The organism is Natronomonas sp. (assembly GCF_046483325.1).
GTDB lineage: Archaea > Halobacteriota > Halobacteria > Halobacteriales > Haloarculaceae > Natronomonas.
Genome location: NZ_JAWODL010000041.1, coordinates 138381 through 150398, shown reverse-complemented (window position 1 = coordinate 150398; position 12018 = coordinate 138381). Strand labels below are relative to the sequence as shown.

The 12018-nt window shown below is 65.3% G+C and carries 10 protein-coding genes and 1 tRNA gene; 4 read left to right on the top strand and 7 right to left on the bottom strand.

Annotated elements, in window-relative coordinates:
- Positions 1–564, top strand: a 564-nt coding sequence (locus tag R6U53_RS12405; RefSeq protein WP_410322677.1) for an SDR family oxidoreductase, incomplete at its 5' end; no start/stop codon positions are given.
- A 6-nt stretch (positions 565–570) separates the two neighbouring features.
- On the opposite strand, the gene R6U53_RS12400 is transcribed toward R6U53_RS12405, so the two are convergent.
- Positions 571–1230: a metallophosphoesterase family protein gene (locus R6U53_RS12400; protein WP_410322676.1), complete on the bottom strand. Its 660-nt coding sequence runs from the start codon at positions 1228–1230 to the stop codon at positions 571–573.
- Between the two features lie 12 nt (positions 1231–1242).
- Positions 1243–1821: an IMP cyclohydrolase gene (locus R6U53_RS12395; RefSeq protein WP_410322675.1), complete on the bottom strand. Its 579-nt coding sequence runs from the start codon at positions 1819–1821 to the stop codon at positions 1243–1245.
- Between the two features lie 111 nt (positions 1822–1932).
- On the opposite strand from R6U53_RS12395, the gene R6U53_RS12390 reads away from it, so the two are divergent.
- On the top strand, positions 1933–2112 hold the full coding sequence (locus tag R6U53_RS12390; protein WP_410322674.1) for a hypothetical protein: 180 nt from the start codon (positions 1933–1935) through the stop codon (positions 2110–2112).
- Positions 2113–2123: 11 nt separating this feature from the next.
- Here R6U53_RS12390 and R6U53_RS12385 read toward each other — a convergent pair whose 3' ends face one another.
- Positions 2124–2438 carry a hypothetical protein gene (locus R6U53_RS12385; RefSeq protein WP_410322673.1) on the bottom strand — a complete coding sequence of 105 codons (315 nt, stop codon included), beginning with the start codon at positions 2436–2438 and terminating at the stop codon, positions 2124–2126.
- A gap of 197 nt (positions 2439–2635) precedes the next feature.
- Between R6U53_RS12385 and R6U53_RS12380 the strand changes: the two genes are divergently transcribed.
- Positions 2636–2708 (top strand) — tRNA-Gln (locus R6U53_RS12380).
- Between the two features lie 103 nt (positions 2709–2811).
- Here the strand turns inward: R6U53_RS12380 and R6U53_RS12375 are convergent.
- The 4 genes from R6U53_RS12375 to R6U53_RS12360 form a co-directional block, all read right to left on the bottom strand.
- Positions 2812–4326, bottom strand: a complete 1515-nt coding sequence (locus R6U53_RS12375) for a phosphoenolpyruvate carboxykinase (ATP) (protein WP_410322672.1) — start codon at positions 4324–4326, stop codon at positions 2812–2814.
- 134 nt (positions 4327–4460) lie between these two features.
- Entirely contained in the window at positions 4461–6959 is a 2499-nt protein-coding gene (locus tag R6U53_RS12370) for a heavy metal translocating P-type ATPase (RefSeq protein WP_410322671.1), read from the bottom strand.
- A 117-nt stretch (positions 6960–7076) separates the two neighbouring features.
- Entirely contained in the window at positions 7077–7850 is a 774-nt protein-coding gene (locus R6U53_RS12365) for an SDR family NAD(P)-dependent oxidoreductase (protein WP_410322670.1), read from the bottom strand.
- Between the two features lie 81 nt (positions 7851–7931).
- On the bottom strand, positions 7932–10325 hold the full coding sequence (locus R6U53_RS12360) for a DUF2298 domain-containing protein (protein WP_410322669.1): 2394 nt from the start codon (positions 10323–10325) through the stop codon (positions 7932–7934).
- A gap of 119 nt (positions 10326–10444) precedes the next feature.
- On the opposite strand from R6U53_RS12360, the gene R6U53_RS12355 reads away from it, so the two are divergent.
- Positions 10445–11782, top strand: coding sequence for a PQQ-binding-like beta-propeller repeat protein (locus tag R6U53_RS12355; protein ID WP_410322668.1), 1338 nt, complete (start codon positions 10445–10447; stop codon positions 11780–11782).
- The last annotated feature ends 236 nt before the right edge of the window (positions 11783–12018 follow it).

The window sequence follows — 12018 nt, the reverse complement described above, 5'->3', positions numbered from 1 at the left end:
CAGGCTGACATCTCCGAGTACGAGCAGGTCGAGTCGATGTGCGAGGCGGTGCACGATCGGTTCGGAGCGGTAGACGTGTTGGTGAACAACGCGGGGATCACGGTGGACAAGAAGTTCGAGAACATGACGCGTGAGGACTGGGACCGCGTCATCGACGTCAATCTCGGCGGGACGTTCAACTGTACGCACTGTTTCTTCGAGGACGTTCGGTCGGCGGAGGAGGGTCGGTTGATCAATATTTCGAGCGTAGTGGGCCAGCAGGGCAACTACGGCCAGGCGAACTACGCGACCACCAAATCCGGTCTGTTCGGCTTCACCCGGACCCTCGCGCTCGAACTCGCCTCCGAGGGCTCCACCGCTAACTGCGTCGCCCCCGGCTTCGTCGACACCGGGATGCTCGAGATCGTCCCCGATCGAGTCCGGGAGAAGATCCGCCGTCGGATCCCGCTCGACCGCTTCGCGACACCCGAGGACGTCGCCGGCATCGTTCGGTTTCTCGCCAGCCACGATTCGAGCTACATGACCGGCCAGGTCCTCGGGGTCAACGGCGGTATGGAGTGGTGAGCGCGGTCACCGACCCTTCCGGAGCCGTGTCCCCGTCGCTTCGGGGAGTCCGGCCGCTTCGATCGCCTCGATGACGGCCCCGATGTCGTACTCGACGCGGCGTTCGGAGACGGTCATCGCCTCGAGGTCGACGAGCGCGTAGGCGGCCGTCGGCTCGCCGTCACGGGGCTGGCCGACGCTTCCCGGGTTCATTACGACCCCCTCGTCGAACCGCTCGTGGGCCTGCACGTGCGTGTGACCCATGATCAACACGTCTTCGTCGCCGAGCAATCGGGGCGAGAACAGCGACGGGTAGGTGTAGCGGTTCGGGTCGTCGGGGTGGCCGTGGACGACCCGAACCCGCCCCTGGAAGCAGCGTCGCGACTCCGGCAGTCCCGCCAACCACTCGATCCGATCGTCGTCGAGGACGTCAAGCGCGTATCGAACGCCGGCGTCGGCCATCGCGTTGCCGCCGAAACCAGTTTCCGTGACGACGGCGCGGTCGTGGTTTCCCATCACCGTCGGCACGTCGCGAGATCGCACCGCGTCGACGCACTCGGCGGGCCACGGGTTGTAGCCGACGACGTCGCCCGCACAGACCATCGCGTCCACGTCGGGCATATCGTCGAGCACGGCGTCGAGCGCGATCCGATTGGCGTGAATATCCGAGAGAACCCCCACGAGCATATCGGTTGGTCGCTACGCGCCGTTATAAAATCCGGTCTCGAAGCCCGAGTCGCCGGCGACGACCGCGGCCGCACAGACCGGGTGCTCGAAGTCGAACTCGTAGAGCTCTTTGGCCATCGCATCGGGATCGATCGCACCGAGGTCGGTCTGCTCCGGAGCGTCCGTCTCGTACGTGGCGACAAGCGTCGGTTCGGTGACCGCCTCGACGATCACGGCGTCGCGGCGCACGATTCCGACGTAGCTCTCCTCGCCGACGACGCCAGCGATCCGCGGCGTGTCGTAGTCGTCCTTCTCGTAATCGAGCGCGAGCAGCGATTCGACGAGCGCGTCGCGCGGCGGGTAGCCGAGTTCGAGTTTCTCCGTGATCGGATCGACCTGCGTACCGTTGCCGATGACCGCGTGCTCGCTGTCACCGGTCGTTCGGAGGCAGTTGTACGAGATGTAGGGGTTGTCAGTCTCGGGGGCGTCCTCGGTCGGGGCGACGGTGAGCGCCCCCTCGCGTTCGATGACTCGCCGATTCGGGAACGAGCGCGAGGAGACGCGGTAGGCCGCACGATCGGGCGCGACGACGATGAATCGTCCAACGTACATATGGGGGAGATGGGCGGGGGTAGTATGTCGGTGTCGGTGTCACGGGAAACCGGTCGTCAAGGACGGTGTTCGGCGCGAAACAGCAGGGGGCATCGGGCACATATCGTACGTATGGGGGACACACGGAACGGCCGCGACACGGAGGGCCACGACGCGCGAAAAGAACAGCGCGAGGAGGAACTCGAAGACGAACTCGAGTACGAGGGGGGAAGCCGAGAACCGTCTGAGGAACGCGAAGACGAGGAGGCGGGAGGCCGAGCGGGAACTTGCCGACGACGAGTGAGCGACTGAGGCGGCGATGATCACTCGTGTGCCAATCGCTGGAGTTCGTATCGGTACGTCCGACGCGCTTTTTTTACGAGCAGGTACTGCGCGTCGTCCGTCCGTTCGAGTCTGTCGAAGTGCTCGCCGAGATCGCCTGGATTTAGAGAGTCACCGGGAGACTCGACGCCAAAATACAACGTGGCGGTCTCACCTTTCACGTCGTCGGTTTGTTTCGCCTCGACCGCCAGGAGTTCGCCGCGATCACGGACGTCGACGGTACCGGTAAGTTCCCACGCGTCATCGAGATAGCGCAGTTGCTTCCCCTGCAGTTCCGGCCAGTGCGTTTCGACCATGGGGTGGATTGTTCACCCGAAGCGATGGTGTTTCATTTCGGTCGCATCGGCTGAGTACCACCGGAACACATATCAGGTGTCGTCGAACGCCGAGCGGGGGCGCGATCGATCCGTGCACGAAATGCCGACAAACGAGGGTCTGATCGGGCGAACACGACAAACATAAGTACGGCTGTTGCCATCTACGACACGCGTGCAGTCCATTGGGGTAGTGGCCAATCCTGTCAGCTTCTGGGGCTGACGACCCTGGTTCGAATCCAGGATGGACTATCCTTTTTCAGGGACCCCTTACCAGTGAGATACCCGGTTCGCCGTGCGCGAGGTCGAATCGATCCGCCACACCACGCCGCGTGCCCGGTTTCCCCCTAGACGGTTAGTAGACGGCTTCGGTGATGTCCTCGTCCAACTCCTCGAAGGCGGCGAGATACGCCCGGCGCTCCTCGCGCAGATCGGCCAGTTTCTCCTCGTGGTTTTCGACGTGATCCGGCACGGCGAACCGCTCGATATCCATCCCGGGCACCGACGCCGGGATCGTGAGCCCGATCGCCTCTTCGGCCGTCCACTCGACCGTTCCGCGGGCGATCTCCCGCAGCAGCGTCACCGACTCTCTGACGCCGATGTCCTTCGCCCGATCGCCGAGGTGGCCGGTGTTGAGGACGAAACAGTCGACGTCGAGGTCCTCGATCAGATCGCGGAAGCGGTTCCCCTCCTCGCCCTCCGAGCCGACGATGAAGGGGTTGGTCCCCACGACGCGGATCGATTCGCCGGCCTTCGAGGGATCGCCCGCGCTCGTTTGGATCGACTCGCCGAGCATGAACGCGACGGCGGCCTCTTCCGGTGAGAGCTTCGCGACCGGCGGCATCGCGGGATTTCGCGTGATGAAAAACACCTGGTCGACGCGTTCGAGGTCGATGTCTTCTCCGGCCGAGGAGAGGTGGTCGCGGCGGATGACCGCCCGCCCGTTCGAGGTGTGTTCGTCGCTGTCGAAATCGACGGTGCCGTCGTCGTCGACGGCGACGTTTTCGAGGATCGCCGAATCGTGAGTCGCGGCGTCGTACATCGCGGGCTGTTCGTCACGATCCAGTCCGATGGTCTTGATGTAGAGGCCGTTGCCCTCGCTGCCGGCGACGGTGCCGTCGGGCAACAGCGCACAGACGTCATCTTGCAGCATCGTCGCCGCTTCGGGATCGTCGAGCCAGAGCCCGTGAGCGGTCAGCGTCGATTTTCCCGTCGCCGAGAGTCCGAGGAACACCTGCCCGACGTCTTCGAGTTCGCCAGCGTCGGTTTCGAGCGTCACGCGTTTGCTGCCAGCGTGGAGACCGAGACCGCCGGCCTCCTTGGTGCGACGCATGAACAACCGGAGGAACGATTTCTTCGCCTCGCCGGAGTAGTCGCTTCCTAACACGGCGGTCACGCCGGTGTCGGGGAGCACCCGGATAGCGATCTCGGCGGCGTCGGGCACCTGTACCGTGAGGAAATCGGGCGTCGCATCCGCCTCGACCGGTTCGAAGAGGTTCGTGACCGCGAGCGCGATCCGAGCGTACCGTTTTGGGACGTAATACCGGCCCACGTAGGTGTGTTCGGGGTATCGTCCGATCCGCACATCGACACAGACCATCTCGTGTGTTTGCGCGTACTCGAGGGCGGTCTCGACGTAGGCGTGATCGGCCGCGTCGAACTCGTCGTCGACCGCGTTTTTCGTCCGGTCAGAACAGCGTGAGCGCTGTTCGGTTACGTACGCCGGGGAGCCGAACTCGGTCGTCGTCTCGAGTTCCCGGGAGCACTCCCGGAGACGCTCGGGTGACGGATTGTACACGACGTTGTTCGCTTCGGCCGGATCGGGAAGCGCCGTCTCCGGGGACGAGGACACCAGACCGGTATCTGACATTGTGTGTGAAATAGAACCCCGAGAAGGGATAAATATAGAGTATCTACTCCCGATGTGGGACGGTTTAGCCAACCACATCTCCCGCGTCGCTTTCGAATTCCGTAGCGACCGGGACGCAATCGTGAACGTCGAGATTACGGGTCGTCGACGGGATCATCGACGAGTCGCCGCGAGGAGTTGCTCACGACGAGTAAGCTGCTCGTCGCCATCGCGGCGGCGGCGAAAAGCGGGTTCAACAGCCCGGCCAACGCGAGGGGGATCGCGATGCCGTTGTAACAAAACGCCCATCCGAGATTCTGCTTGATTCGCGTCCCTGCTGCGGCCGATAGCTCGAACACCGACTCGACGGAGCGGAGGTCGTCGTTGACGATGGCGATGTCGGCGGCGTCGACGGCCATCGCCGTTCCGCCGCCGAGCGCGATACCGAGATCGGAACGCGCCAGCGCCGGTGCGTCGTTGGTACCGTCGCCGATCATGACTGTCTGGCCGCGCTCGCTCAACCGCGCCACCGTTTCGGCCTTGCCCTCGGGCGGTACGCCCGCGAACACGCGGTCGATGTTCGGGTGAGTCCGGAACGTTTCGGCGGCGCGCTCGTCGTCGCCGGTCAACACGACGACCTCGACGCCGCGGTCCGAAAGCGATCGGATCGTCTCCTCCCAGCCGTCCCGGAGTTCGTCGCCGACGACGATGAGCCCCTTCGCGACCCCATCGCGACCGACAACAACGGGGACGCGGCCCAGACCGCCCGCTTCCCGCGCTGAGTCGGCCAACGTCTCGGGGAGTTCCCAGCCGAGGGTGACGAACAGATCCGGGTGGCCGACGGCGACGTGGCGGCCGTCGACGACGCCCGAAACGCCGTTGTCGTGGCTCTCGAACGACTCGACCGACGGGCGGTCGTGGTCATCGCCATCCTCGACGCGTCGATCGAGTTGACCGCCGTCGGTTTCGAGATCGGTCCCGATCGAATCCGGATCCGCGAGGGCGGCGATCGCCTCCCCGACGGGGTGAGCCGATTGGCGTTCGAGGATCGCGGCGTCTTCGAGCAGGTCCGCGGAGAGCTCCCACGCCACGACGTCCATTTCACCGGTCGTGAGCGTGCCGGTTTTGTCAAAGACGACCGTGTCCGCATCGCGAATCCGCTCGAAGACGGTGTCGTCGAAGATCACGATCTGTCGCTTCAGCGCATCGCGGAGGCCAGCGGCGACCGCGAGCGGAGTCGCAAGTCCCAGCGCGCACGGACAGGAGACGATGAGCACAGTCAGCCCGACGAGCAACGCGCTGGTCATACTGCCGCCGAAGAGTAGGTACGCGGCCGTTGCGACGACCGCAAGGGAGAGCACGAGCGGAACGAACACCGTCGCGAGCCGATCCGCCAGCCCCTGAATGCCGTGGTTCGAACTCTGGAGATCCCAGACGAGTTCCGAGATGCGGTCGAGGCTGCTGGCCGCGCGATCGTCGATGGAGACGGTTATCGAACCGTCGGTCAGTACGGTGCCGCCGATAACCTGATCCCCCTCGCGTTTGGCGACTGGCATCGACTCGCCGGTGATCAGGGACTCGTCGACGGCCGCCGTGCCCCCGGTGACCGTTCCATCGACCGGGATTCGTTCACCCTTTCGGACGACGAGTCGATCGCCTTCTTCGAGGTCGTCGACGGAGAGGGTCTCGTGGCTCCCGTCGGAGCGGAGCCGTCGAGCCTCGTCGACCTGCACGGACGTGAGCTCGGAGAGGCGGTCGGTCGCGCGGCGTTTGAGATTGGCTTCGTGGTAGTTTCCGACGGTGACGACGACGACGATAGCGACCGTCACGTCGTAGTAGACGTGGGGCTGATCGACGACGATGATCGCGAGCGTACTGTACAGATAGGCGCTGACGGCCGCGATGGTAACGAGGAGGTCCATGTTCGGGGTCCGGGTCCGAAGCGCCACGTACGCGCCCTGGAGGATCGGCTTTCCGGTCACGAGCAAGACGACGGTGGTCAACACCGCGACGATCATGAAAAAGTACGTGCCGCTTTCGTGGGCCATCGCGTCGATGAGAAACTGGGTCGTCCGCTCGTCGTAGTAGAGGCCGCCGAAGTACGTCGGATAGATAATCGTGATGTACTGGAGCATAACCGCCATGCCGACCAAAACGCCGACCGCGACGCGGACCGTCTCCATGTGGTTCGCCTGGCGCTGGCTGAAGGCGTCCTCGCGCGGGAACGCGGTGTAGCCGAGTCCGGAGATCGCTTCGCGTAGTTCCTCCGCCGAGGTCCGTTCGGGGTCGTGGTCGATGCGGACCGTCTCCGTCACGTAACTCACGCTCACCGACCGAACGCCGTCGAGGTCGAGCGCGACCGACTCGATGAACGCTTCGCACGTCGCACAGTACATTCCGTTGACTTTGAGATACGTCCGTTCTACCGGCCCCTCCAGCGGCGGATCGTCGGTCGGTGCGGAACCCTCCGACTCCGCGTCGCCGAGCCGGGACCGAACGTCGTCGGCGTCGATATCCTCCAGATCGCCGAGCGCCTCGTACACGTCGAGACAGCCCCGACAGCAGAAGGCGTTGCCGTCGGTGTCGGTTATTTCGACCCCCGTGGTTGGAAGGTCACACAGCGTACAGCCGGAGTCAGTGGTCTCGTCAGTCATACGCGATATGGTACGGCCTCGGCGGCGCCATTGCCCCGCGCTAGGGTTCGAGCGGTTCTAAAGTTTCGCGTTGCCGAGGGTCGACAGTCGGTGTACCCCCGTCCGAACGCCGCCCGATCAGTACCAGACCGACCCGGCGTCGACGTTGATGTCCTGGGCCGTCACGTGCTGGCCACGCTCGCTGGCGAGGTAGGCGACCATATCAGCGATGTCTTCGGGGTCCGTCAATCTCCCGAGCGCGGTGTCGTCGGTGAAGACCTCGCGTTTCGCCGCCTCGAAGGAGATTCCGCGCTGTTCGGCCTGATTCTGGATGACGCTATCGATCCGGGGACCGCGGGTCGCGCCGGGGCAGATGGCGTTGGCGGTCACCTCGTCGTCGCCGAGTTCGAACGCGAGCGTTCGCGTGAATCCGATGACCGCCATCTTCGAGGTCGTGTACGGCGTTCGGCCCTCCAGCGGTCGTTTCCCGCTGATCGAGGAGACGTTGACGACCCGTCCGCGATCGCTGGCTCGAAGGTGTGGTGCCGCGTGTTTCACACAGCGGAACATCCCGGTCACGTTGACGTCCATCGTGTGCTCCCATTCCTCTACGGTGACCTCCTCGAGGGGTGCCGTCGGACCGGCGATGCCTGCGTTGTTCACGAGACAATCGAGGCCGCCGAACGTCTCGACGGTTCGCTCGATCGCCGCCACGACCGATCCGTCATCGGTTACGTCCGTCTCGACGGGGAGCGCACGCGAGTCGTCATCGAAGGCGGCTGCCGTCTCGTGGATGCCGTCACCCCGTGCGGCGAGGGCGACGTTCGCGCCCTCCTCGGCGAGTGTCAGCGCGATGGTTCGGCCGATACCCTGGCTCGCCCCGGTGACGAACGCGGTGGTTCCCGCGAGCATCACGGTTCCTCCCTGTTCATGCGTCACGCACATCGGGCGGGCCGTTAAATCCACGCGTTTTCGGCGCTTCGACCGGGCGGGCTATCGATCCGGGCTGGGGAGGGCGTCTTGATCGACCTCGTAGATCGTCACATTTCCGCCCTCGAACGCGACGGAGAACGCACTCCCGTCGAACGAGCGTGTGTCATCGCCGTAACGTTCGATCTCGTTCGGGCCGACGTAGACGTATGTCACGTCGTAACGGGAGAGGTGGGCGGCGGCGACGTCCCACTCGCCGGTGTACATTTCGTCGACATGGGTCACGCGGCGATCGTACGCGTCGGCGCTCCGGTACTCCTCCTCGTGGTCCCAGCCGATCACCCCCGGAAGCCCCGAGAACGTCGCGGCCGGACTGGTCCACCCGTACGGATCGCCCGGGGCTTCGACGACGGCCGGATGGCCCGACCTCTCGTCGAGCCACCGGAGCGCGTCGTACTCCTGGGGGTGATACACCTCGACGTAGGTGAGCCCGTCGAGGGAGGAATCGTAGCGATCTTCTTCGACCGCTGAGCCGATCTCGACGGTGTACACCATCGCCGGAAACGCCGCGCTCGCGAGGATGACCATCGCGACGAGAGCCATCGTACCCACCGATTGGAGCGTCGGGGCCGGGCGACGCTCCGTCGTCTGACCGTCGTTCGACCGGGCGAAAGCGGCGGCGGTCGATCGCGGGAACTGCCGGCGACCCGCCAGGCGCTCGGCGGATCGAGCGAGGAGGACGGCGACCGCCGCTCCCGCGCCGGCGGCGGCGAGCGTCCACCCCTGGACGGCCACCTTCAGCGACGTGTTCCAGCGGGGCTCGGGGATCAACGGAAGGCGGGCGTGGACGACCTCGAACGAGAGGAGAAGCCCGGTTCCAGCGATCAACAGGACGACCGCGAAGTCGCCCCGACCCGATCGAACCAGTATCCAGCCGGCTGCGATGAGCGGACCGAGAACGGCGAGAACGGCGAAATCGAGGAGCACCGTCGCCGCCACGAGCGCGAGGAACGCGAGCGAGCCGCCGGCGACCCAGCTCGTCGGTACGTCGGCGATCGTCGGCCATCCGCGCGTCGCGACGTATAGTCCGAAGACCGTGACGAGGCCGCCGTAAATGACCAGGAACGGTCCCAGCGAGCTCCGCGGCGGGAAGAACCCGACGCCGTCGTTCGTCGGGACGTGGCCGAAGACGAGGAACGGCGAGGCGATGGCGACCCCGACGAGAAGGACGACGCCGCCGGCGACGGTCGCGAAAATCAGTCGCCGGAGTTCGTCGGCGAGTCGAGAGCGGTTGGCCTCGACGGCCGTCGGAACCGCGAATCGTCGGCGCCACGGCGGCGGCAACAGCGTGTCGGGATGCGGGTCCGCGAGCGCGACGGTCAACACGGTCAGGCCGCCGACCGTCGGCAGCGACCAGGTGTTCATAAAGCCGAACAGGCCGGCTATCGATCCGAGGCCGCCGAAGACGATCGCGGCCCGGTGCCGGCGTTCGGCGGCTGGCGTGACGTAGTAAGCAAAGGCGAGCGCGCCGGCGAAGAGGACGTACCCGTTTGCGAACGCGTGACCGTGGAGGTCGGCCTTGACGAACGAGTAGAGCGGTACCTCCTGAATCGTTCCCGAGACGACGTACCTCGTGTACCACCACGACCACTCGGCGGGAGCCGACAGCTCCGCTACCGTTTGCGCCAGATCGCCGCCGTTGAATCGGTTGGCGGCGAAGCCGAACGCGGCCCGTGAAACCGGTTCGGCAATCGTGTCGGGCAGATGCGGCGTCGCGAGGCGAACGGCCGTCGTCGTCGGTCCCGCGAGCGCGACGAAGAACGCCGCGAAGACGCCGCCGAGGCGGTGAGAATAGCCGCGTCGGTGGACGATCGCGCCGCCGAGACCGTAGGCGACCACGAACAGGAGCCCGTAGAAGGTGGCGATACCGAGGTTGAACCCGTAGCGAACCGGCGTTCCGGTGAGCATCGAGAGGCTGGTTACCTGCAGTTGGGTCCCGTAGTAGTACTTCAGCGGTTCACCGGCGAACCACATGTCCTCCGGCGGCAGGCTATTCGCCCGCTCGAGGGCGTTGACGAGGCCGAAATGAAGGAACTGCTCACCGCCGATCGGTGTGAACCCCGGATTCGCCGCCCGGAAGACCACCATGACGAGAAAACCGACGGCGAAGACGCCGTACATCGAGGCGACGGCTCGCCACTCGGGCGTGAATCCCAGGCGGGTCACCGTCACTGCACCGGCGAGCACGACGCCGACGCCGACGCCGAGCGCGTGGAGACCGAAGGTGAGCTGGCCGACCCAGAAGACGGCGATGGTGAACGGAACCAGCGCCGCGGGGAGGGCGAACGCGGCGCCCCGTCGGGGGAGATAACGAAAGAACGCCGCCGCGATCGGCGCACCGAGGGCCGTGAACACGGCGAGTGCGATGAGGTACGCGACGACGAAGGCCCACTCCATACCACGTCGGTGTAGATGAGTCTCCGCTAAGTGCTTTCCGTAACCCCGATCGGACGGCCGGAGGCGGCGAGACACGCCGACCGGGAGCACTATATCGACGGGGGCCATTCCGCGAACTAATGTCGGACCGATCGGACGGTAGCGGACTCACTCGGCGGGGAGCGCTGGCGAGCCTCGGCGCACTGGCGGTCGGCAGCGGCGTCGGCTGGGCGCATTTTCGCAGCGATTACGATCGAACGCAGGCCGACTTCGATCCAGAACTGTTGCCCTACGACGAGACGTATCCCGACGACGACGGCATCACGATGTTCAGACAGGGGTTGCGCCGGCTCGGCTACTACCCCAACGCGGTCGTCCCCGAGCGCGTCGAGATCGAGTGGTCGATGCCGGTCAACGGGATCGGACACACGGCAGCGAAATCGAGCCCGCGGCCGACGCCGGACGGCGAGACGGTGTTGATCCCCTCGGATACGGGAGATCTGCACGCAGTGCGGCCCGACGGCGAACGACTGTGGTCGGTCGAGACCGGCGCGGGCACGAGCCTCGGCTTCCACGGGACGCCGCTCGTCGTCGACGACATCGCCTACATCGGCGGGTACGACGGCTCGATGTACGCCTACGATACCGAGACGGGACGACGTGTCTGGAAGACCTCGAACTGGCGACTCGACGCTGCGATCGCGATCGGGTCAAGCCCCGCCTACTGGGACGGGATCATCTACGTCGTCGCGGAGTACAACTACCCCTGGCAGGAGCCGTCGGGGACGATGTGGGCGCTCGACGCCGCGACCGGCCAGCCGCTCTGGAAGGACAGCCGCCTGTGGGGGATGCCCCATCCGTCGACGTCGATCGACCCGGCGACCGAACGGATGCTGACCGGCTCGAACGACGGGGTGTGTTACGCCTGGGAGTTCCCGTCGCTGGACCCGGCCTGGGAATTCCAGACGGACGGGGAGATCAAGGGGACGATCCCGACCCACGAGGGACGTGCGTTCGTCGGGTCGTGGGACGGCCGTTTCTACTGTCTCGACCTGCGGGACGGAACCGAGAAATGGTCGTTCGAAACGGGGCGAGTCATCATGTCGAATCCCGGCATCGATCCGGATGCCGGCGTGATCTACATGGGAAGCGACGATAGGCACGTGTACGCGCTCGACACCGAAACCGGCGAGGAACTGTGGTCGACGAACGTTGGCGGAACCGTCCTCGGATCGCTGACCGTCACGTCCGAGACGATACTCGTGGGGTCCTACGACACCCACCTGTACGCGCTGGACAAGACGACCGGCGAAGCGCGATGGCGCGTCGAGTGCATCGGACACGTCACGAGCGAGGCGGTTCCACACGGTGATCGGATCTTCTTCGCCGAGCGCGGCGACATCTCGGGCCACTGGGACCCGAACGAATCGGAAACGCTTCACGAGGAAGGCCGGGCGTACAGTCTCGTATCACGATAGCTGATCGATCGTTGCGTCGGGTTTGATCCAAAGCGCGCGCGAGCGGCACGTTTCCGCCGAATCGCGCCGGTAAACCAGTACAGTTGACTGCATCACCAGTGCAGTCGTGTGTTATCGTTCGACTCCGGAGCGAGCGTGTACCACGGGCGACCGGCAAAGGTAGTGGGAAGCAAACGCGTATTCGGACAAAATCGATAGACGACGCCGCTACACACAACTAATACGGTAGGCGAATC

What these genes read in the sequence shown, in the direction of transcription:
- R6U53_RS12400 (WP_410322676.1), bottom strand. Translation starts at nt 1,230, where the DNA reads ATGCTCGTGGGGGTTCTCTCGGATATTCACGCCAATCGGATCGCGCTC.
- R6U53_RS12395 (WP_410322675.1), bottom strand. Translation starts at nt 1,821, where the DNA reads ATGTACGTTGGACGATTCATCGTCGTCGCGCCCGATCGTGCGGCCTAC.
- R6U53_RS12390 (WP_410322674.1), top strand. Translation starts at nt 1,933, where the DNA reads ATGGGGGACACACGGAACGGCCGCGACACGGAGGGCCACGACGCGCGA.
- R6U53_RS12385 (WP_410322673.1), bottom strand. Translation starts at nt 2,438, where the DNA reads ATGGTCGAAACGCACTGGCCGGAACTGCAGGGGAAGCAACTGCGCTAT.
- R6U53_RS12375 (WP_410322672.1), bottom strand. Translation starts at nt 4,326, where the DNA reads ATGTCAGATACCGGTCTGGTGTCCTCGTCCCCGGAGACGGCGCTTCCC.
- R6U53_RS12370 (WP_410322671.1), bottom strand. Translation starts at nt 6,959, where the DNA reads ATGACTGACGAGACCACTGACTCCGGCTGTACGCTGTGTGACCTTCCA.
- R6U53_RS12365 (WP_410322670.1), bottom strand. Translation starts at nt 7,850, where the DNA reads ATGCTCGCGGGAACCACCGCGTTCGTCACCGGGGCGAGCCAGGGTATC.
- R6U53_RS12360 (WP_410322669.1), bottom strand. Translation starts at nt 10,325, where the DNA reads ATGGAGTGGGCCTTCGTCGTCGCGTACCTCATCGCACTCGCCGTGTTC.
- R6U53_RS12355 (WP_410322668.1), top strand. Translation starts at nt 10,445, where the DNA reads ATGTCGGACCGATCGGACGGTAGCGGACTCACTCGGCGGGGAGCGCTG.